Consider the following 19,948-nt stretch of genomic DNA (forward strand, 5'->3'; position numbering starts at 1 on the left):
CGCCCGGAGGGCGGGGCTGGCGGTGTCTGGTGCGTGCGATCGCAAGGCGGAGGGTCGTCCTCATAGTGGGCCTATTCGGATGAGCCCGACAACGCGGCGAGCGTGCGTGCCAGGCGCCGCCAGCCAGGCGAGACTTTGCGGACACGCCCTAGCGTGGCGGCGGGTCGTGGGAGGGGGAAGGGTGAGCGAGCGTCGTGGTGAGGGGCCGCCGGGCGACTGGACGGCTGTGGAGCAGGGGATGTGGCGGGCCTTCCGGCTCGGTGCGGCCTTCGGGGCGGGGGCCGGGGGGACGCCCGCGGTACGGGCCGACGCCGTCGCGCAACTGCTGCTGGACGGGCCGCCGCCGGAGCCGGGGCGGGTGGCGGCGCTCAAACTGGCGGGCCTGCGGATCACCGGCCGTCTGTCGCTGGCGGGCGGCACCGTCGCCCCCTACGTGCAGTTCGACGACTGCCGCTTCGAGGACCAGGTGCTGCTGCCGGAGTGCCGGGCGGGCAGTGTCCGGCTGGTGCGCTGCCACCTCCCGCGGCTGGAGGCCGCCCGGCTCCAGATCACCGGTGACCTGCATCTGCCGCAGTGCGTCGTGACCGGCGGCATCCGCCTGACCGACGCCCAGATCGGCACCGACCTCCTGCTCAACCAGCTCACCGTCCGCCGCGACCGCCACGGCCGCGCCATCGCCGCCGACGGTCTCACCGTCGGCCAGGACCTGGACGCCGAACTCCTCGACCTGCGCGGCGAGTTCAGCCTTCGCAGCGCCCGCGTCGGCGGCCGTCTCAACCTGCGCGGGGCCACCCTGCGCAATCCGTACGGCCGCGACGCGCTCAACGCCGCCCGCACGACGGTCGAGCACACCGTCTACCTCACCACCAGTTGGCCCGCGAACCGCTCGCCCGACACGACCGCGGCTCCCGGCGGGACGGACCCCGCGGGCGGCGGCGAGCCGTCCGGCACGGCCCGCAGGGAGTTCAGCGCGGAGGGCGGGGTACGGCTGGACGACGCCCGGGTGGGCAACGCCGTGGTGATCGACCGGGCGCGGTTCCGGCTGGGGGAAGGGCAGCAGCTCTCGCTACGGCGCTTGCAGACGCCCGAGTTGCGGATCACCTTGGGGACGCCGCCCAGCGGGACGGTGTCGTTGGCGGGCGCGCGGGTGGGGCGGCTGACCGACGCGCCGCAGAGCTGGCCGGGGCCGGGGCAGGTCGATCTGACGGACTTCTCGTACGAGGCGCTGACCCCGCGCACCGCCTTCCCGCTGCGCGAGCGCGTCGCGTGGCTGAACGCGGCGACGCCGGAATACAGTCCCGGCCCGTACGAGCGGCTGGCCGCCGCGCTGCGGGCGGGCGGCGAGGACGCGCACGCCCGCGAGGTGCTGCTGGCCAAGCAGCGCCGCCGCCGCGAGTCGCTGCCGCCGGCCGGGCGGGCGTGGGGGTGGCTCCAGGACGTGACGGTCGGATACGGCTACCGGCCCGGCCGGGCCGCGGTGTGGATGGCGGTGCTGTGGGCGCTGGGCGCGCTGTACTTCGCCCTCCACAAGACGCCGCCCCCGGCGGGGAACGACTACCGGCCGCATTGGAGCCCCGCGCTCTACGCCCTTGACCTGCTCCTGCCGGTGATCGACCTCGGCCAGGACAACGCGTGGCGGGAGGTCGGCGTCAACCAGTGGGTGGCCTCCCTGCTCACCCTGCTCGGCTGGACCCTCGCCACCACGGTCGCCGCGGGCGCCTCCCGCATGCTCAGCCGCGGTTGAGCACGGGCGGCTGCCCTCGGCCGCGGTCGAGCCGGACGACAGCCGTCAGGGCCGGGCGGGCGCCGTGTGCGGGAGAGCCGGGCGGCAGCCATGAGGTGCGTCACCCCCGCTCAACCGATCGGCGGCGTTTCGGGGCCCGCCGCGGCACCGAGGGGCGCAGCGGATGCCTAAGGCGGGCGTACTGCCCGTACCCTTGCTCACTGTGACCGATCGTCTTCCGCTCTTCCCGCTCAGTACGGCGCTCTTTCCCGGCCTGGTGCTGCCGCTGAACGTCTTCGAGGAGCGGTACCGCGCGCTCGTGGGCGATCTGCTGGCGCTGCCCGAGAACGCGCCGCGGCGTTTCGGCGTGGTGGCGATCAAGAACGGCCAGGAGGTCGCTCCGACGGGCCAGGACGGCGGGGACACCGGTCCGGCCGCCGGTCTCGGCGAGGACCCGGAGGCGGCGCTGTACGGCTACGGGTGCATCGCGGACGCGGCGGGCATCGCCGAGCGCGACGACGGCGGGTACGAACTGGTGGCCACGGGTCTGATCCGGTTCAAGCTGCTGTCGGTGGACGCGAGCGGGCCGTATCTGACGGCCGAGTACGAGGAGCTGCCGGACGAGCCCGGCGCGGGCGCGGGCGCGCTGGCCTCCGAGGTCTCACGGGTGTTCGGCACGTATCAGAAGCGGCTGGCCGGGGCGCGCGAGCGCACGCTCGCGCCGGGGCAGGAGTTCCCCGACGACGCCACGGTGCTGTCGTATCTCGTCGCGGCGGCGGTGGTCGTGGAGACCTCGGTGAAGCAGGAGCTGCTGGAGGCGGCGGACACCGCCGCCCGGCTGACGGCCGAACTGCGGCTGCTGCGCCGCGAGAGCGCGGTGATCGACAAGCTGCCGTCACTGCCCGCGGTGGAACTCACCCACCAGGCGATCAGCGCCAACTAGCGCGCATCAGGGGGTCGGCGATGGCGAAGAAGGCGCGTACGGCCGGAGGCACCCCGGCCACGGTCGCCCTGGAGAAGGCGGGCCTGCCGTTCACCGTGCACGCCTACGCGCACGACCCGGCCTCCGAACTCTCCTACGGCGCCGAGGCCGCGGCGGCGCTGGGCGCGGCGCTCGGGGTGCCCTCCGACGAGGTCCGGGGCCGGGTCTTCAAGACGCTGGTCGCGGAGGTGGACGGCGCTTTGACCGTGGCGGTCGTCCCGGTCGCGGGCTCGCTCGACCTCAAGGCGCTGGCCGCGGCGGTCGGCGGCAAGCGCGCGACGATGGCGGCGCCGGCCGACGCCGAGCGCAGCACCGGTTACGTGCTCGGCGGGATCTCCCCGCTGGGCCAGCGCAAGCGCCTGCCCACGGCCCTGGACGCCTCGGCGCTCGGCTTCCCCACGGTCTTCGTCTCCGCGGGCAAGCGCGGCCTGGAGCTGGAGCTGTCCCCCGCCGACCTGGTGACGCTCACCTCAGCGGTGACGGCCCGGATCTCCCGTATCTGACCGGGACGTCTCGACCTCGCCTTGAGCGGGAGAGCGTCACTGCGCCGGGGGCGGCGGCGGAGGCGGCGGCGCGCCCCACGGCTGCGGCGCCACGTACACCGGCTGCGGGTCGCGCGGCCCGAAGAGCGAGGTCAGGCCCAGGTGCACCAGCATCGCCGCCGCCGACCAGGCGACCAGCGCGCTCTTGGCGCGCAGCTTCAGCGGCCCGTCGAAGACGACGTTCGGGCCGACCTCCTTGGCGTGTGCCTTGATGTGGACGGTCGGTCCGAGGGCGATGCCCAGCCGCCAGCCGACGATGGAGGCGAGAACGCCGCCGACCGCGAGGCCGAGGACCACGGCGACGCCGCCGCGGCGGTACCAGAGGAAGACGCCGAGGGCGGTCAGCGCGCCCAGGCACAGCGCGATCAGCACGAAGGTGCCGTCGCCGCCGATCGCCTCTTCGCCCTCGGTGTCCTTGAGGTAGATGTACTTGCCGTCCGAGATCAGCGGGACGCGCGGTGACAGCCACGCCCACAGCAGCCCGAGGAACACCCCGCACACCGTGACGGCGACCGCGACGAGCGCGGCGCGGCCCAACTCGGCGACCGGTGAGGGCCGGTCCCCCTTGCCGTCGCCTCCACCGGGGCCTGCGCCCGGGTACGGCGGGAACGGCGGCGGCTGGTCATGCGGCGTCAGGGGTGCGGTCACCCGCCCATCGTGCCAGGTCTGCCTGTCCGTCGCTTCATCGGCAGGCCGCCCTGCGGTAGGCCCAGGTGGCGACGGCCAGCGAGCCGACGCCGACGGCCGCGCACACGGACAGGTCGCCGACGACCGCGGCCCAGTGCGGATGCCCGCCGAAGGTGCGGGCGAACGCCTCGACGCCGTACGTGGAGGGCAACAGATCGCGCGCCCAGGAGATCGGCGCGGGCATGTGCGAGGCGGGCAGCACGCCGAGCAGCAGCGCCGCCGACATGCCCAACTGGCCGAAGAGCGTGGCGATCTCCTGCCGCGGCGCGAGCAGCCCGAGGGCCGCGCCGAGGCCGGAGAGCGCGGCCCCGGCCAGCGGGATCACGACGGCGAGGATCCACAGATTGGCCAGCGGCAGATGGAACAGGACGCAGCCGGTCACGGCGGTCACGAGGGTGCCGGGCACGGTGAAGGACGCGTACGCGCCCGCCGCGCCGAGGACGACGGCGGCCGGCGGCACCGGCAGCGTGGCGTAGTGGTCGAGTCCGCCGGACGCCCTGAGCTGTCCGAAGTACTGCGCGAGCAGATTGAGCGCGACGAAGGCGACCACCAGGACGCTGGAGCCCGCGACGACCGAGCGCGCCGCCTCCCCGTCCCCGCCGTCGACCACTCCGCGCATCATCACCATGATCCCGACGGACTGGAAGGTGGCGACGAACAGCAGCGGTATCCGGGCCACCCGGGCCCGCGAGAGCTGCGCGCGGTAGACCGCGCCGAAGGCGGGCCACAGCCGGGCCCGCGGCGCGAGCGGCGCGGCGCCGGACTGCTGCGCGGCGACGCCCCGGGGCGCGGGAACGGTTTGGGTGAGCACGCTCATACGCAGGCTCCACGCGTCGGTGCGGAACACGGCGGGGCCGTGTCGTACGGCGAAAGCACGGGGTCGCACCGCCTGGGGGCGGGTGCGTACGGCCGGAGGGCGGGGTCGTACGGCCGGAGGGCGGGTGCGTACGGCGCGACCGCCGGCCGGGGCGGCGCGGACCGCGGGGGGACCCGTCTCATGACTTCACCAGGCCCTCTCCCCTGCCGCCGAGCGCGAGGTAGACGTCCTCCAGGCTGGGCATCGCCAGGGTGAAGTCGTCCAGGGCGGCGAAGGCCGGTCCCCCGGTGACCTCGGCGACGGCGGCGCGGGCCCGCTCCTGGGGCAGCCGCAGCGTCCAGCGGCGGCCCGAGATGTCGGCGAGCGGGTGCAGGGCGGCGATGGCGGGCAGCGACATCGGCGGCTCGTCGCGCCACACGAGGTCGAGCCTGACCTCGTCGGCGACCAGCGACCGCAGGCCCGTGGGGGTGTCGCAGGCGATGACCTTGCCGTGGTCGAGCACGGCGACCCGGTCCAGGACGTTCTCCGCCTCGATGACGTTGTGGGTGACCAGCAGCACCGTCGCGCCGTACTCGGTCCTGCGGCGGCCGACCGCGGCCCACACCGCGCGCCGGGCGACCGGGTCCATGCCGGTGGTGGGCTCGTCGAGGACCAGGACGGGCCGCTGGCCGACCAGGACGGCGGCGAAGCAGGCCAGCCGCCGCTGGCCGCCGGAGAGGCGCTTGATGGGGCGTCCCGCGATCGGGCCGAGTTCGAGTTCGTCCAGGACGGCGTCGCGTTCGGCGCGGGCGGCGCGCGCGTCCAGGCCGCGTAGCCGTCCGGTGGTCTCGGCGGCGAGCGCGACGGTCAGCTCGTCCAGCGCGGACGACTCCTGGCCGAGGTAGCCGACCAGCCGGGAGGCCCGGTCAGGGTGGCGTACGAGGTCGTGGCCGAGCAGGTCGATCGATCCGGCGTCGGGCCGCAGCAGGCCGGTGAGCTGGCGGACCAGGGTGGTCTTGCCCGCGCCGTTGGGGCCGAGGATGCCGAAGAGTTCGCCGCGGCCGACGTCGAGGTCGATGCCGTCGTTGGCGCGTACGACACCGGGCCTGGGCGCGGCGGCGGTCTCGGGTGCCTGGTCGGCGGCGGTACGGCGGCGGCGCAGCCCTCGGCCCCTGGCCGCGGAACCGGCCGGGTACGTTCTGACCAGACCGCGCACGGTGCACACCGTGTCGCGGGCTGTGGCGACCGCTGGGGGCGCCGTCTCCTCCGTGCCCGTACTCACGAGGATCGAGAGTACGCGCCGCACGCGGCATCCGGCGCAAGGGGGCCCGGTTCACCCGCTTTCCCCTCGGAGCCGACCGAGGCGCGGGAGGGCGCGGGCCCGGCCGCTCACTCCCCCGCGGGTGCGTGCTCGGCGACCGCGTGGGCGTCGACCTCGCGCCAGAATCCGGCCCTGATCGCGTACCGGTCGTGCTCGTCGATCTGGTCGTCCTTGTGGGCGAGCAGGCCGAAGCGGGCGGCGTAGCGCAGCAGCTCACCGTCTATGCGGTGCGGGACGCGGGGGTAGTGGGTGGAGAGCTGCTGGAGCTGGGAGGTGTCGGTGAGGCGGGCGATCCAGCGGCGGGCGAAGACCTGGCCGACCTCGAAAGGGTCGCCGCTGACCGCCGTGATGTCGGCCTCGCGGTCCGCCCAGCGCTGCTCGGCGGAGGTGAGCTGGGCGAGGGTGGGCAGGCCGCTGGTGTCGGGCAGGTCGGCGCCCGCGCCGCGGTCGGTCCAGCCCTTGTCCGACGACCAGCGCAGGGTGGCGCTGGGGGCCGGCTGGGCCGGCGGCGGCGCGGGGGCGGCGTGGCTGCGGCCGAGATCGGCGAGATCCTTCGGGGTGGGCACGGTGGGACCGGCGGGTTCCGGCGGGGCAACCTTGCCCGGCGGTGTGCTCTCGGCCGCCGCCGGTTCCGGCGCGGTGCCGTTCTTGCCCGGCCGCTCCTCCGGGGGCGCCAGCCGCTCGCCGCCCGAGGCCGACTCGGGCAGCGGCGCGGAGAGGATCGCGGCGATCTCCGGGCGCGGGCCGGGCGGCGGACAGACGCCGGGGATCTCACGGGCCCTGATCGCCGCGGTGATCCACTGGCGGTCCAGCACGCGCCGCTCGTCGGCCTCCGCGACCAGGTCTTCCGACTGGTTGTAGTCCCCGTCGGCGGCCTGGACGGCCCACAGGTGGACGGCGACGCCGTGCTCCTTGGCGGACATCATGCCGGGCAGCAGATCGCCGTCACCGGTCACCAGGACGACGTCGGAGCACGCGCGGTTGCGGGCCAGCTCCGACAGCTCGGCGTGCATGGCGGCGTCCACGCCCTTCTGCGCCCACCGGCCGTCCGTCCGGGTGAGTGCGCCCAGTCGTACGGTCACTCGGGGCATCACCCGCAGCCGACGGTGTTCCGGTTGCGGAACCCGGTCGGGTGCGCCGTCGAACCAGTAGATCCGCAGCAGTGGCTGACCGGTCTCCAACTCGGCACGTTCGCGCAGGCCAGCGACGACGGCGGCATGATCAACGGTGATCCGGGACCGGGAGGGTTCACCCGCCAACAGACTCGCCGCAGCACCCAGTAGGTAGCCTGCGTCCACCAGGACGACGCAGCGGTCCATGTTGCACCTCTTCCGGTCGCCCCCCGGCACGGATTTCCCCCGAGTCTGCCCGAATGCTCGGGGGTTATGACCTCGAACCCGATCATCGGCGTGGCGGTGGTCACTTTTCCGGCCGCCCCACTCCGTCAACTGCCCGAAATGCGCGCTTCGTACTCCCATGCAAATCTGATGGCGGCCGATGGGCCACCAGGCCAACGGCCGACATCCCCCACTAGGAGAGACGATCGTGGCTAAGAACAAGAACCAGAACCGTCAGCGCGAGAACCAGAACCAGCAGCGCGGCGCCGCCGCCACCGAGGAGCGGGAGCGCACGCAGCGCCCGATGGACGAGAACCAGCCGGAGATGGCGCCCGCGCAGGACTTCTCGCACAAGCAGAACAAGCAGAAGTTCGGCCACAACTAGTCCCACCGCGTGGTCGCGGGGGCACCCCTCCACCAGGGGTGCCCCCGCACTCACATCACGCGCGCCGGGCTCGCGCGGCCCGCGCCCCGGCGGTCAACGCGCCCCCGGCCCGGCGGTCAACGCGCCCCCCGCTCCGGCGGTCGACCCGCCCGCCGCGCCGGTGATCAGCCCGCCTGCTGCTGCGCGGCGCCCAGGCACGCGGGGCCCAACAGGGCCTTGAGGTCGCCGAAGAGCGAGGGGTCCGCGGTCACCCGGTGCCGGTCGAGCCGCAGCACCGTGGTCGTGCGCGCGCCCTGGAGCTTCACCCGTACCTCGGTGTTGCCCTTGTGGCTGGAGAGCACTTCGCCGAGCCTGGCCACCAGCGGCGGGGTCACCTTGACCGTCGGGATGGAGATCATCACCGGCGCGTTGGTGCCCACGTCCGACAGGTCGGGGACCATCAGCTCCATCGCCACCAGCCGCGGGATGTCCTCCCGCTTGTCGAGCCGCCCCTTGACGAAGACCACGGCGTCCTCGACGAGTTGGGTCGAGACCAGTTGGTAGGTGGCGGGGAAGAACATGCAGTCGACCGAGCCCGCCAGGTCCTCGACGGTGGCGATCGCCCACGCGTTGCCCTGCTTGGTCATCTTCCGCTGGAGCCCGGAGATGATGCCCCCGATGGTGACGATCGCGCCGTCGGAGTAGTCACCGGCCAGCGCGGCGATCGCGGCGTCCGTCTTGTCGTTGAGGATGTGCTCGATGCCGAAGAGCGGATGGTCGGAGACGTAGAGGCCGAGCATCTCCCGTTCCTGCGCGAGCAGATACGTCTTGTCCCACTCGATGTCGGAGAAGACCACGTCCATCCCGAAGGCCGGGGTGTCGTCGCCCTCCTCCCCCGCGCCGCCGAACAGGTCGAACTGGCCCTCGGCCTCCTTGCGTTTGACCTGCACCACGTTGTCGATCATCGTCTCGAAGTGCTCGGTCAGACCGCGCCTGGTGTGCTTCATCGTGTCGAACGCGCCGGCCTTGATCAGCGATTCGACGGTCCGCTTGTTGCACGCCACCACCTCGACCTTGTCGAGGAAGTCCGGGAAGGTCGCGTACCGCCCCTTGGCCTTGCGGCTGCGGACCACCGACTCCACCACGTTCGTCCCGACGTTGCGCACGGCGGTGAGGCCGAAGACGATCGTGTCGTCGCCGCGCGGTGTGAAGTTGGCGTTGGACTCGTTGACGTCCGGCGGCAGCACCTTGATGCCCATCCGGCGGCACTCGTTGAGATAGAGCGCCATCTTGTCCTTGTCGTCCTTGACCGAGGTCAGCAGGCCCGCCATGTACTCGGCCGGGTAGTTGGCCTTGAGATACGCGGTCCAGTAGGAGACGAGGCCGTACGCGGCGGAGTGCGCCTTGTTGAAGGCGTATCCGGCGAACGGCACCAGCACGTCCCAGACCGCCTGGATGGCCTGGTCGGAGTAGCCGCGCTCGCGCATGCCCGCCTGGAAGGGGATGAACTCCTTGTCGAGGACTTCCTTCTTCTTCTTGCCCATCGCGCGGCGCAGCAGGTCGGCCTGGCCGAGCGAGTAACCGGCCAGCACCTGGGCGGCCTTCTGCACCTGCTCCTGATAGACGATCAGGCCGTAGGTGATGTCGAGGACTTCGCGGAGCGGCTCTTCCAGCTCCTTGTGGATCGGGGTGATCTCCTGCTGCTTGTTCTTGCGCAGCGCGTAGTTGATGTGCGAATTCATGCCCATCGGGCCCGGCCGGTACAGGGCCGAGACGGCGGAGATGTCCTCGAAGTTGTCGGGCTTCATCATGCGCAGCAGGGCGCGCATGGGGCCGCCGTCGAACTGGAAGACGCCCAGCGTGTCGCCGCGCCCGAGCAGCGCGTACGTGTTGGGGTCGTCCAGCGGCAGGGACAGCAGGTCGATGTCGATGCCCTTGTTGGCCTTGATCGACTTGACCGCGTCATCCATGATCGTCAGGTTGCGCAGGCCGAGGAAGTCCATCTTCAGCAGGCCGAGCGACTCACAGCTCGGGTAGTCCCACTGCGTGACGACCGCGCCGTCGTTCTTCGGCGAGAAGATCGGCACGTGGTCGATCAGCGGCTCGGCGGACATGATCACGCCCGCCGCGTGCACGCCCATCTGCCGGACCAGGCCCTCGATGCCCTTGGCCGAGTTGATCACCTTGGTGACGTCCGGCTCGTTCTCGTACATCGCCCGGACCTCGCCCGCCTCGCTGTAGCGCGGGTGGTCCTTGTCGGTGATACCGGAGAGCGGGATGCCCTTGCCGAGGACGTCGGCGGGCATGGCCTTGGTGATCCGGTCGCCCATGGAGAAGGGGTAACCGAGCACGCGGGCCGAGTCCTTGATCGCGGCCTTGGCCTTGATGGTGCCGTAGGTGGCGATCTGCGCGACCTTGTCGGAGCCGTACTTCTCGGTCACGTAGCGGATGACCTCGCCGCGCCGACGCTCGTCGAAGTCGATGTCGACATCGGGCATGGACACGCGCTCGGGGTTGAGGAAGCGCTCGAAGATCAGGCCGTGCGGGACCGGGTCGAGGTCGGTGATGCCCATGGCGTAGGCGACGATCGAACCGGCCGCGGAACCACGCCCGGGGCCGACCGCGATGCCGTTGTTCTTCGCCCACATGATGAAGTCGGCGACGACGAGGAAGTAGCCGGGGAACCCCATCTGGACGATGGTGTCCATCTCGTAGTCGGCGAGCTTCTGCCGGTCCTCGGGGATGCCGGCGGGGAAGCGCCGGGCCATGCCGCGGGCCACTTCCTCGCGGAACCAGGTCACTTCGGTGTAGCCCTCGGGGACGTCGAACCTGGGCATCAGGTTCTTCGTCTCGAACATGCCCTCGGTCTCGATCCGGTTCGCGATCAGGAGCTGGCTGTTGCGGCAGCCCTCCTGCCACGCGTCCGAGGAGTCGATCGCGTACATCTCGGCGGCGGACTTCAGGTAGTAACCGCTGCCGTCGAACTTGAACCGGTCGGGGTCCGACATGTTCGAGCCGGTCTGGATGCACAGCAGGGTGTCGTGCGCCGAGGACTCGTTGGCGTACGTGTAGTGCGAGTCGTTGGTGACGACGAAGGGCGCGTCGATCTTCTTGGCGATCTCCTCCAGGCCCGCGCGGGCCCGGCGGTCGATGTCGATGTCGTGGTCCATGATCTCGACGAAGAAGTTCTCTTTGCCGAAGATGTCCTGGTACTCGCCGGCGGCCTTGATCGCCTCGTCCATCTGCCCGAGCCGGATGCGGGTGGAGATCTCGCCGGAGGGGCAGCCCGTGGTGCCCATCAGGCCCTCGGCGTACTCGCTGAGCAGTTCGCGGTCCATCCGGGGCTTGCGGAAGTAGCCCTCGAAGGCCGCCCGCGACTGGGCGCGGAAGAGATTGTGCAGCCCGACGGCGTTGCGCGCCCAGATGGTCATGTGGGTGTACGCGCCCGCACCCGAGATGTCGTCCCGCTTCTGGTGCGGCGCGCCCCACTTGACGGGCTTGTTGTACCGCCGCGACTCGGGCGCCAGATACGCCTCGATGCCCATCACCGGCGTGACACCGGCGTCCTTGGCCTGGTGGAAGAAGTCGTACGCCCCGTGCAGATTGCCGTGGTCGGTGATGGCCACATGGCTCATCCCCATCTCGTTGCACGCCTTGAACATGTCCTTCAATCTCGCCGCTCCGTCCAGCAGCGAGTACTGGGTGTGGACATGGAGATGGGTGAAGGGCTGGTCGGTCACGGGCGGCGATACCTCCGGCGAGAGGGGCGGACTGCTGGTGCGTCGCTGGCTGATTCTGGCGGCGCTGCGAGTCTACGACTCGGGTCCGACAACGCGGCGCGGCTCCCCGTACCGCCACCCGCGCCGGTCCGCCGGAGGAGTCCGCCGCGTGCCGGCCGCCCTCTGTAGTCCCATCCGTTACCCGCCTTTAGGTCACACATACGCTCGCGCATGGCACACTCTGTCGCCATGGAGGACATACGGCCGAGGCTGAGGGCGCTGCGCGCTGCCCTTTTCGCCGCGCTGTGCGTCACCCTCTCCTCCACCTCCCATGTGCTGATGTCGCACACCCCGCTGCCGCTGACCGTGGTCGGCGGCGCGTTCGGCGGTGTCTTCGCGCTGGCGTATCTGCTCGGCGGCCGGCACGAGCGCGGCTTCTGGCCGATCGCGGGCCTGATGGTCCCGCTGGAACTGGCCGTCGACACCGTCTTCACCGCGGGCCAGCAGGCCTGTTACGGGCCCGCGGGCGGCCCGGTGACCGGTTCGTGGTGGTCGTTCCACGAGACCTTCCTGTGCAACGGCGGCCAGGTCGGCGGCCAGGGGCTGTCCGCGGTGCCGGGCGGCGCCGCCGCGGCGCAGATGCCGTCCACCGCGCTGCCGTGGCTGCTGCTGGCCGTCCATGTGACCGTCGGCCTGGTCGCGTCCTGGTGGCTGCGGCGCGGTGAGGCCGCGCTGCACCGGGTGCTGCGCGTGATGGCCGCCGCCGCCTTCCGGCCGCTGCTGCTGGCCGTGGCCGCCCGCACCGGGCTCGCGGTGCCGCCGCGCCGGTTCCGCCCGGCCGCCCGCGCCTCGGCGGGTCCGCTCGCCTCGCGCCCGCTGCTGCACTCCGTCGTACGCCGTGGTCCGCCCGTCGCGGTCGCAGTCTGACCGTCGTACCGGCACTTCCCTCTCATACCACCACGCGTCATCACGGAGATCCCCCATGAGCAGCAGGAACAGCAAGGCCAGCAAGCAGGCCGCCCGCGAGCGGCTGCGCGCGGAGCGCGAGCGCGAGGCGAAGCGGGCGAAGGTCCGCCGCCAGATATTCGTCGGCGTCGGCGTCGTCGCGGTGCTGGCCATCGCGGGCGGTGTCGCCGTCGCGGTCAACGCGGCGAACAAGCCCAGCTACTGGGAGTCCGCCAAGAAGGACAAGCTGGTCAAGCCCGCGAACACCTCGGGCACCAACGGCTCGACCATCGTGGTCGGCGACCCGAAGAACAAGAACAACCTCGACCTGTTCGAGGACCTGCGCTGCCCGGCGTGCGCGCAGTTCGAGCAGACCTCGGGCGCGGACGTCCTCAAGGGCGCCAAGGACGGCAAGTACAAGATCACGTACCACTTCGGCACGTTCCTGGACGGCAACCTCGGCGGCACCGGTTCCAAGAACGCGCTGAGCGCGGTCGGCGCGGCGGCCAACGTGAGCCTGGACGCCTTCGAGGCGTACCACACGCTGCTCTACTCCAAGGACCACCACCCGGAGGAGTCCGGCCCCGACCTGTTCGCGGACGACGCGAACATGATCAAGCTGGCGCAGTTGGTCCCGGCGCTCAAGGACAACGCCGCGTTCCAGACCGCGGTCAAGGAGGGCACCTACGACAAGTGGGCGCTGGACTCCTCCGACGCGTTCAACGCGGCGGGCATCAAGTCCACGCCGACCATCAGGCTCAACGGCAAGGAGCTGACCGCCGACGGCGTGATGGACCAGATCACGGCGGCCCTGAAGTAGCGGCACACCGCTCCGAACGGCGGGAGCCGGTCCCCTACGCGTAGGGGACCGGCTCCCGCCGTTTCGCGCGGCCCGGTCTCCTGCGGCCCCGCGGTCCTACAGCCCGGCCAGGAAGTCCAGCGCGACCGCCCAGGTCTTCTCGGCGGCCTCGGCGTCGTGGTCCGGCAGGTCGGGGTCGGTGTAGAGGTGGCCGGCGCCCCGGTAGCGGTGCACCTCGACGTCGGCGCCGGCCTTGCGCATCCCCAGGTACCAGGAGTTCAGCCAGTCCTCCGGCTCGAAGGGGTCGGGGTCGGCGACATGGAGCTGTACGGGGATGTCGGTGGCCGCGTCGTCGGCGATGTCCGAGGTGCCGTGCAGGAGCAGCAGCCCGCGCGCCTTCTCGTCGCCGAGCGCCACGGTCTGCGCGAGGGCCCCGCCCAGCGAGAAGCCCGCGTAGACCAGCTCCCGCTCCGAGTACGGCGCCGCCGCGAGGACCGCCCGGCGCAGCAGTTCCTCGTTGCCGATCTCCTCGCGGATCGCCCGTCCCGCCTCGACGGTGTCCACGACCCGGCCGTCGTACAGATCGGGCACGACGACCTCGTGCCCGGCCGCCCGCAGCCGGTCGGCGGCGGCGTGCACGGCGGGACGCGGTCCGTAGACGGAGTGGAACAGGACGATCGTCACAGTGCTGCCTTTGTTCGGGTTCGGTACGCGACCATGGTGCCAGCTACCCTCCTTGGGCGGAGCGCCGCGATACGAAGACCCGATGATCCGGGTTTCCTACAAGAAAGCCGAGGTGGACGCGGGATGGTGATGGACAGCGCGCTGCGCCCGGTTCTCGTCGTCTGTGTGGCGGTCGGGGTCTCGCTGGTCGTGGGGTGGACCGTCGACCGCTCCCTGCGCAAGGTGGACGGACGGCACCCGGAGACCCCGCTGTGGCATCTGCTGCGCCGGTGCGGCATACCCCTCCAGGTGGTGATCTGCACCGCCATACTGCGCGGCGGCTACCGGTCCGCCCATCTGGCGAAGGACCACGCGGAGGCCGTCGGCCAGTTCCTCGTGCTGGTGCTGATCGCCGCGTCCGGCTGGCTGGTGGTACGGGTCGCCGCCGCGGTCATCGACTCCTCGTACGCGCGCTATGTCGCGGTCAGCCACGACGTGCCCAAGATCCGCCGCCTGCGCACCCAGCTCACGCTGATCCAGCGGGTGTTCACCGCGATCGTGACGGTCATCGTCGTCGCGTCGATGCTCTTCACCTTCCCCGCGATGCGGACGGTCGGGGCGTCGGTGCTGGCCTCCGCGGGCATCATCGGCATCGTCGCCGGTGTGGCCGCCCAGTCCACGCTCGCGAATCTCTTCGCCGGTCTCCAGATCGCCTTCGGCGACATGGTGCGGATCGGCGACACCGTGGTCGTGGAGGGCCAGTGGGGTGTGGTCGAGGAGATCACCCTCACCTTCCTGAGCGTGCGCACCTGGGACGAGCGGCGGATCACGATGCCGGTGTCGTACTTCACCAGCAATCCGTTCGAGAACTGGTCGCGCGGCGACCCGCGGATGACCGGCACCGTCCTGCTGCACCTGGACCACTCGGCGCCGGTGGCGCTGATGCGCAAGCGGCTGCTGGAGATCCTGGAGAGCTGCGCGGAGTGGGACCGCAGGGCGTGGGGGCTCGTCGTGATCGACTCCACCCCGACCACGATCCAGGTCAGGGCGCTGGCCACCGCGAAGGACTCGGACGACATCTTCAACCTGCGCTGCATCGTCCGCGAGCAGCTGATCGACTGGCTGCGCTGCGAGCACCCGTACGCGCTGCCCCGGCTCAGCACCGCGCCCGCGCCCGGCCAGGAGCAGGACCCGGGCCGGGAGGCGGCCCCGGCGCCGGAATCGGGCGATCTGGGCCCGGGACCGGGCACCAGGTAAGAGGCTCTTACGCCCCCACGGGGCCCTCACGCTGCGGGGCGTTACGGCAGTAAGAGGCTCTCACCTGTCAGCCGCGCATCGAGCGCAGGTCCAGCTGGCGCAGCACCCGGTCGACGACCTCCGGGTCGTACCCCGCCTCGCTGCGCGCCGACAGCACCTCGTGCCGGGCGGCGGACATCATCTCGTCCTGGATGCGGCGGACCGACTTGAGCCGCTTGACGCGCTTGGCGTGGCTCTCGCGCCGCTCGTCGTCCACGATGTCCGGGCAGATCCGCGCGCCGAGGTCGAAGGCGCGGCGGTGCAGCAGCTCCGACAGGTCGTCGCTCAGCGGCTCGACGGACTCGATGTCGCGCAGCCGCGCCTTGGCGGCCGTCATGGCCCGCAGCGCCAGCATCTTCTCCAGGTCGTGCTCGGCGTCGATGTCGCTGCGCACCCCGAGCCGTTTCACCAGCCACGGCAGCGTCAGCCCCTGGAGCACCAGGGTGCTGAGCACCACCGCGAAGGCGATGAACAAGATCTCCGTGCGGGCCGGGAAGCCGTCGCCGCTGTCGGTGGTCAGCGGGATGGCCAGGGCCAGCGCGACGGACGCCACCCCGCGCATCCCCGACCACCACATGATGACGCTCTCGCGCCAGCTCATCGGGATGTCCTCGTCCAGGTCGCGCAGCTTGTGCATCTTGCGCGCCGCCCAGGTCGCGGGCAGCAGATACAGCAGCCGCACGCCGATGACCACCGCGACCACTATGGCGGCGTGCCGCACCATCGGGCCCCAGTCGCCCGCGCCGACCCGGAACACATTGTGCAGTTCGAGGCCGATCAGGCCGAAGGCGATGCCGGTGACGAGGGTGTCGACGATCTCCCAGAAGGTGTTGCCCGCCAGACGGGCCGTCACGTCGTCGGCCTCGAAGGCGTATTCGGCCAGGAACAGCGCGGTGGTGAGCACGGCCAGGACCCCGGAGCCGCCGAACTCCTCGGCCAGCGCGTAGGAGGCGAAGGGCACCAGCAGTGACAGGCCGATCTGCAAGGTGGGGTCGCCGACGACGCCCATCAGCTTGTTGGCGCCCCAGCCGAGGGCCAGGCCGACCGCGATCGCGACCACGGCGGACAGCACGAGTTCCAGGGCCGCGTGGGGCGCGGAGAAGTTGCCGGACAGCGCCGCCGCGACGGCCACGTGGTAGAGCACGATGGCGGTGACGTCGTTGAACAGCCCCTCGCCCTCCAGAATGGAGATCATGCGCCGGGGCAGTCCGAGGCTGCCCGCGACGGCCGTGGCGGCCACCGGGTCGGGCGGCGCCACGAGCGCGCCGAGCGCGAAGGCCCCGGCCAGTGTGATCTCCGGCACGACCGCGTCGGCGACCGCCGCCACCGCGGCCGTGGTGACGAAGACCAGCGCGACCGCGAGCAGGAAGATCGCCCGCCGGTTCGCGGCGAACTGCCGCCAGGAGGTGCGCTGTACGGACGCGTAGAGCAGCGGGGGCAGCACCAGCGGCAGGATCAGATCGGGGTCGATCTGGACGTTGGGCACCTGCGGGAGCAGCGCGAGGACCCCGCCGAGCAGCGTCATCAGGACCGGCGAGGGCAGCCCGATCCGGTCGCTGAGCGGCACCATGACGATGGCCGCGAGCATGAGGAAGAAGAAGAGAGCGAGCTGATCCACGGCGTCACGATGCCACACCGGCTCCGCGCCGCCGGACCCGCGGCCGCCCCGCCGTGCCTTTCACCGGCCCCGATACGGCTACTCGCTGTCGGCGCGGATCACGTCGAGCGCGTGCCGGAGGTCGTCCGGGTACTCGCTGCTGAACTCCACCCAGCGCCCGTCCGAGGGGTGTTCGAAGCCCAACTGCTTGGCGTGCAGCCACTGCCGGGTCAGGCCCAGGCGCTTGGCGAGCGTCGGGTCGGCGCCGTAGGTGATGTCGCCGACGCAGGGGTGGCGGTGCGCGGACATGTGCACCCGGATCTGGTGGGTGCGGCCGGTCTCCAGCTTGATGTCCAGCAGGCTGGCGGAGCGGAACGCCTCGATGAGGTCGTAGTGCGTCACGGACGCCTTGCCGTCGGCGACGACCGCCCACTTGTAGTCGTGGTGGGGGTGACGGCCGATCGGCGCGTCGATCGTGCCGCTCATCGGGTCCGGGTGGCCCTGCACCAGAGCGTGGTAGCGCTTGTCCACGACACGGTCCCTGAACTGCGCCTTGAGCAGGGTGTAGGCCCGCTCGGACTTGGCGACCACCATCAGGCCAGAGGTGCCGACGTCGAGCCGGTGCACGATGCCCTGGCGCTCGGCGGCCCCCGAGGTGGAGATCCGGTATCCGGCGGCGGCGAGGCCGCCGATCACGGTGGTGCCGGTCCAGCCGGGGCTCGGGTGGGCGGCGACGCCGACCGGCTTGAGGACGACGACGATGTCCTCGTCGTCGTGGACGATCTCCATGCCCTCGACCGGCTCCGCGACGATCCGCACCGGGGCGGCGGCCTCGGGCATCTCGACCTCCAGCCACGCCCCGCCGTGCACCCGCTCGGACTTCCCCGCGGCCGACCCGTCGATCGACACCTTGCCCGCCGCCGCCAGCTCCGCGGCCTTCGTCCGCGAGAAGCCGAACATCCGGGCGATGGCGGCGTCGACACGCTCGCCCTCGAGGCCGTCGGGCACGGGCAGGGAACGGATTTCCGGAACGGTACTCACCACACGAGTATGCCGGACCCGCCGCCCCCGGCCGTACCAGCGCGGGACCGGGCACCTCCGGCGGGAGTCAGTCCTCGCGGTGGACGGTGCCGTCCGGGTCGACGCCGCGGAAGGAGAGCAGGACGATCAGGGCGCCGCCGCAGCAGATGGCGGAGTCGGCGAGGTTGAAGACGGCGAAGTGCTCGGGCGCGATGAAGTCCACCACCCGGCCCTGGAAGCCGCCGGGAGCGCGGAAGACGCGGTCGGTGAGGTTGCCGAAGGCGCCGCCGAGGAGCAGGCCGAGCGCGACGGCCCACGGCAGGCTGTGCAGACGGCGGGAGAGCCGGGCGATCACCACGATGACACCGGCCGCGATCATCGTGAAGACGATCGTCATGCCCTGCCCCATGCCGAAGGCCGCCCCGGCGTTGCGGATCGCGTCCAGCCGCAGGTAGTGGCCGAAGACGTTGACCGGCTCGTGGTTCTCCAGGCTGGTGACCACCCAGATCTTGGAGAGCAGGTCGAGGAGGTACGCCAGCGCCGCCACCCCGATCAGGGTGACGATCCGGCGCCGCCGCCGCGAGACGGCCTGCGGCCCGGCGGGCTCGTCGCCCCGCGCCGGCCCTTCCGTCCCGTCCGCCGCCGGAGCGGCCTGCTCCGACGGCTCGGCGACGCCCGACTCCTCGACGCCCGTCCCGCCGTCAGGCGTCGCGTCCGGCGTCTCCTCCGGCGTGGTGATGGTGCGCTCCGCTTCCGTCACGTGAGTCCCTCAGCCTTTGTGCTCCGTGCCCGCCAGGCCGAATCCTGACTGATGACGAGGGTACGGCACACCCGTACGACCGGGGCCGTCCGCGGGCGGAGCCCTCAGCGCCGCTCCTGCTTCTGCTTGCAGTCCAGGCACAGCGTGGCCCGCGGGAACGCCTGCATGCGGGCCTTGCCGATCGGATTGCCGCAGGACTCGCAGAGGCCGTACGTGCCCTCGTCCAGCCGTTCCAGGGCGTGCCTGGTCTGCGCCAGCATCTCGCGGGTGTTGGCGGCCAGCGCCATCTCGTACTCGCGGGTGATGTTCTTGGTGCCGGTGTCGGCCTCGTCGTCACCCGCGCCGTCGCCCGAGTCGCGCAGCAGGCCCGCCACGGCCGCCTCCGAGGAGCTGATGCCCTCCGTGAGCCGCTGGACCTCGCCCAGCAGCTCGGCGCGGGCCTCCTCGACCTCTTCCGGCGTCCACGGGTCCTCACCGGGGAGGACGGCCAGGCCGCCGGGGCCCGCGGTGCGGGCGGCGGGCACCGCGGACGCGGCCCCCGTGGTCGCGGCCGTACCCGCCGCGGTCTTCTTCGCTGCCACCTTGCCGGCTCCCGTCTTCTTCGCCGTACGGCCCGTCGCCGCCTTTTCGGCCGCCGCCTTCTTCGCGGCCGTCTTCTTCGCCGGCGCCTTCGCGGCGGCGGCCTTCCCTGCCGGAGCCGTTTCCCTGGCTGCCGTCTTCTTCGCCGCTGCCTTCTTCGCCGCCGTCTTCTTGGCTGCCTTCTTGGCCGGGGCCTTCTTGGCAGCCGCCTTCTTCCGCGGTGCCTCCTCGGCCGCGTCGCCCTCCTCCGCATCGATGGCGACCGTGACCGTACGCACGGACTTCCTCGCCGCCGCGGGCCCGCGGGCAGGCGCCACGGACGCCCCGGTCACACCGGGATGGTCGGAGCCGGCCGCAGGCCGTCCCCTTTTCTTCACGACCATGGCCGCGACCCCTTCACATCCGTGATCTTGTTCGCGAATCGTGCCGGAAACGGTAAATCGGCTCCGGACCCGCGGCAACGGGGCGCGCTGCCTGGCCGACCGGTCCGCCCCGGAGGGCGGGCAGGTCTGCATCCGTTGTGCCCAGCTCACCGCCAGGTATTCCGGTACCTGGCGGTAACGATCCGTGACAGTCGCCGTCGGGGCGCGCGGAGCAGGCCATTCGGGTCAGTGGGCGGCCCCGGTAAACCGTTCGGCCGGGCCGCTCCCAGCGCCGTACACTGAGCGCAGCGAAAGGCGTGGATGGGACGAGTAGCGCCGCACGCAGCCATGAGCGACCCGGGGACGGTGGAAGCCCGGGGGTGTGCGCGGTGCGAAGATCACCCCGGAGCCGCCGGAAGAAAGCCCGCGGGAGGCCCCTCAAGGCCCCCGGGCGAG

At 71.9% G+C, this 19,948-nt stretch carries 17 protein-coding genes; 7 read left to right on the forward strand and 10 right to left on the reverse strand.

Annotation, left to right across the window (positions count from 1 at the left end; genetic code table 11):
• Positions 1-238: 238 nt before the first annotated feature.
• The 3 genes from ACIP4Z_RS00005 to ybaK all read left to right on the forward strand — a co-directional run bounded on the left by ACIP4Z_RS00005 (position 239) and on the right by ybaK (position 3,208).
• The gene (locus ACIP4Z_RS00005; protein WP_401304985.1) at positions 239-1,744 is read left to right on the forward strand and encodes an oxidoreductase; all 1,506 of its coding nucleotides are present in this window, start codon (positions 239-241) and stop codon (positions 1,742-1,744) included.
• 163 nt (positions 1,745-1,907) lie between these two features.
• Positions 1,908-2,666, forward strand: coding sequence for an LON peptidase substrate-binding domain-containing protein (locus ACIP4Z_RS00010; protein ID WP_355334061.1), 759 nt, complete (start codon positions 1,908-1,910; stop codon positions 2,664-2,666).
• Positions 2,667-2,686: 20 nt separating this feature from the next.
• The gene (ybaK, locus tag ACIP4Z_RS00015; RefSeq protein ID WP_401303721.1) at positions 2,687-3,208 is read left to right on the forward strand and encodes a Cys-tRNA(Pro) deacylase; all 522 of its coding nucleotides are present in this window, start codon (positions 2,687-2,689) and stop codon (positions 3,206-3,208) included.
• Positions 3,209-3,244: 36 nt separating this feature from the next.
• Here the strand turns inward: ybaK and ACIP4Z_RS00020 are convergent, their stop codons facing one another.
• The 4 genes from ACIP4Z_RS00020 to ACIP4Z_RS00035 form a co-directional block, all read right to left on the reverse strand.
• Positions 3,245-3,895: a hypothetical protein gene (locus tag ACIP4Z_RS00020; protein WP_401303724.1), complete on the reverse strand. Its 651-nt coding sequence runs from the start codon at positions 3,893-3,895 to the stop codon at positions 3,245-3,247.
• Between the two features lie 34 nt (positions 3,896-3,929).
• Entirely contained in the window at positions 3,930-4,751 is an 822-nt protein-coding gene (locus tag ACIP4Z_RS00025) for an ABC transporter permease (RefSeq protein ID WP_391043990.1), read from the reverse strand.
• A 178-nt stretch (positions 4,752-4,929) separates the two neighbouring features.
• The gene (locus ACIP4Z_RS00030) at positions 4,930-6,012 is read right to left on the reverse strand and encodes an ABC transporter ATP-binding protein (protein WP_401303728.1); all 1,083 of its coding nucleotides are present in this window, start codon (positions 6,010-6,012) and stop codon (positions 4,930-4,932) included.
• A 107-nt stretch (positions 6,013-6,119) separates the two neighbouring features.
• Positions 6,120-7,370 (reverse strand): NYN domain-containing protein, encoded by a 1,251-nt coding sequence (locus ACIP4Z_RS00035; RefSeq protein WP_391043988.1) that lies wholly within the window; start codon positions 7,368-7,370, stop codon positions 6,120-6,122.
• A 226-nt stretch (positions 7,371-7,596) separates the two neighbouring features.
• Here ACIP4Z_RS00035 and ACIP4Z_RS00040 point away from each other — a divergent pair, with 226 nt between their 5' ends.
• Positions 7,597-7,773 carry a hypothetical protein gene (locus tag ACIP4Z_RS00040; protein WP_355334079.1) on the forward strand — a complete coding sequence of 59 codons (177 nt, stop codon included), beginning with the start codon at positions 7,597-7,599 and terminating at the stop codon, positions 7,771-7,773.
• A gap of 164 nt (positions 7,774-7,937) precedes the next feature.
• Here the strand turns inward: ACIP4Z_RS00040 and dnaE are convergent, their stop codons facing one another.
• Entirely contained in the window at positions 7,938-11,492 is a 3,555-nt protein-coding gene (gene dnaE / locus ACIP4Z_RS00045) for a DNA polymerase III subunit alpha (RefSeq protein ID WP_355334082.1), read from the reverse strand.
• 210 nt (positions 11,493-11,702) lie between these two features.
• Here dnaE and ACIP4Z_RS00050 point away from each other — a divergent pair, with 210 nt between their 5' ends.
• The gene (locus ACIP4Z_RS00050; RefSeq protein WP_401303733.1) at positions 11,703-12,398 is read left to right on the forward strand and encodes a hypothetical protein; all 696 of its coding nucleotides are present in this window, start codon (positions 11,703-11,705) and stop codon (positions 12,396-12,398) included.
• A gap of 55 nt (positions 12,399-12,453) precedes the next feature.
• The gene (locus tag ACIP4Z_RS00055) at positions 12,454-13,236 is read left to right on the forward strand and encodes a thioredoxin domain-containing protein (protein ID WP_401303736.1); all 783 of its coding nucleotides are present in this window, start codon (positions 12,454-12,456) and stop codon (positions 13,234-13,236) included.
• Between the two features lie 96 nt (positions 13,237-13,332).
• On the opposite strand, the gene ACIP4Z_RS00060 is transcribed toward ACIP4Z_RS00055, so the two are convergent.
• Positions 13,333-13,986, reverse strand: a complete 654-nt coding sequence (locus tag ACIP4Z_RS00060; protein ID WP_355334701.1) for a dienelactone hydrolase family protein — start codon at positions 13,984-13,986, stop codon at positions 13,333-13,335.
• Between the two features lie 42 nt (positions 13,987-14,028).
• On the opposite strand from ACIP4Z_RS00060, the gene ACIP4Z_RS00065 reads away from it, so the two are divergent.
• Positions 14,029-15,135 carry a mechanosensitive ion channel family protein gene (locus ACIP4Z_RS00065; protein ID WP_401304987.1) on the forward strand — a complete coding sequence of 369 codons (1,107 nt, stop codon included), beginning with the start codon at positions 14,029-14,031 and terminating at the stop codon, positions 15,133-15,135.
• A gap of 67 nt (positions 15,136-15,202) precedes the next feature.
• Here the strand turns inward: ACIP4Z_RS00065 and ACIP4Z_RS00070 are convergent, their stop codons facing one another.
• The 4 genes from ACIP4Z_RS00070 to ACIP4Z_RS00085 form a co-directional block, all read right to left on the reverse strand.
• Positions 15,203-16,792, reverse strand: a complete 1,590-nt coding sequence (locus tag ACIP4Z_RS00070) for a Na+/H+ antiporter (protein ID WP_355334089.1) — start codon at positions 16,790-16,792, stop codon at positions 15,203-15,205.
• A gap of 78 nt (positions 16,793-16,870) precedes the next feature.
• A complete protein-coding gene (locus tag ACIP4Z_RS00075) occupies positions 16,871-17,812 on the reverse strand; it encodes an RluA family pseudouridine synthase (protein WP_355334093.1) in 942 nt (313 codons plus the stop codon).
• Positions 17,813-17,879: 67 nt separating this feature from the next.
• A complete protein-coding gene (gene lspA / locus ACIP4Z_RS00080; protein ID WP_401303740.1) occupies positions 17,880-18,551 on the reverse strand; it encodes a signal peptidase II in 672 nt (223 codons plus the stop codon).
• Between the two features lie 104 nt (positions 18,552-18,655).
• Positions 18,656-19,513: a TraR/DksA family transcriptional regulator gene (locus tag ACIP4Z_RS00085; RefSeq protein WP_401303743.1), complete on the reverse strand. Its 858-nt coding sequence runs from the start codon at positions 19,511-19,513 to the stop codon at positions 18,656-18,658.
• Positions 19,514-19,948 lie beyond the last annotated feature (435 nt).

This window comes from Streptomyces sp. NPDC088910 (assembly GCF_044749865.1).
Taxonomy (GTDB): Bacteria; Actinomycetota; Actinomycetes; order Streptomycetales; family Streptomycetaceae; genus Actinacidiphila.

Coding starts and splice junctions, on each gene's coding strand:
- ACIP4Z_RS00005 (WP_401304985.1), top strand. CDS start 239: ATGTGGCGGGCCTTCCGGCTCGGTGCGGCCTTCGGGGCGGGGGCCGGG.
- ACIP4Z_RS00010 (WP_355334061.1), top strand. CDS start 1,908: ATGCCTAAGGCGGGCGTACTGCCCGTACCCTTGCTCACTGTGACCGAT.
- ybaK (WP_401303721.1), top strand. CDS start 2,687: ATGGCGAAGAAGGCGCGTACGGCCGGAGGCACCCCGGCCACGGTCGCC.
- ACIP4Z_RS00025 (WP_391043990.1), bottom strand. CDS start 4,751: ATGAGCGTGCTCACCCAAACCGTTCCCGCGCCCCGGGGCGTCGCCGCG.
- ACIP4Z_RS00035 (WP_391043988.1), bottom strand. CDS start 7,370: ATGGACCGCTGCGTCGTCCTGGTGGACGCAGGCTACCTACTGGGTGCT.
- ACIP4Z_RS00050 (WP_401303733.1), top strand. CDS start 11,703: ATGGCACACTCTGTCGCCATGGAGGACATACGGCCGAGGCTGAGGGCG.
- ACIP4Z_RS00055 (WP_401303736.1), top strand. CDS start 12,454: ATGAGCAGCAGGAACAGCAAGGCCAGCAAGCAGGCCGCCCGCGAGCGG.
- ACIP4Z_RS00065 (WP_401304987.1), top strand. CDS start 14,029: ATGGACAGCGCGCTGCGCCCGGTTCTCGTCGTCTGTGTGGCGGTCGGG.
- ACIP4Z_RS00085 (WP_401303743.1), bottom strand. CDS start 19,513: ATGGTCGTGAAGAAAAGGGGACGGCCTGCGGCCGGCTCCGACCATCCC.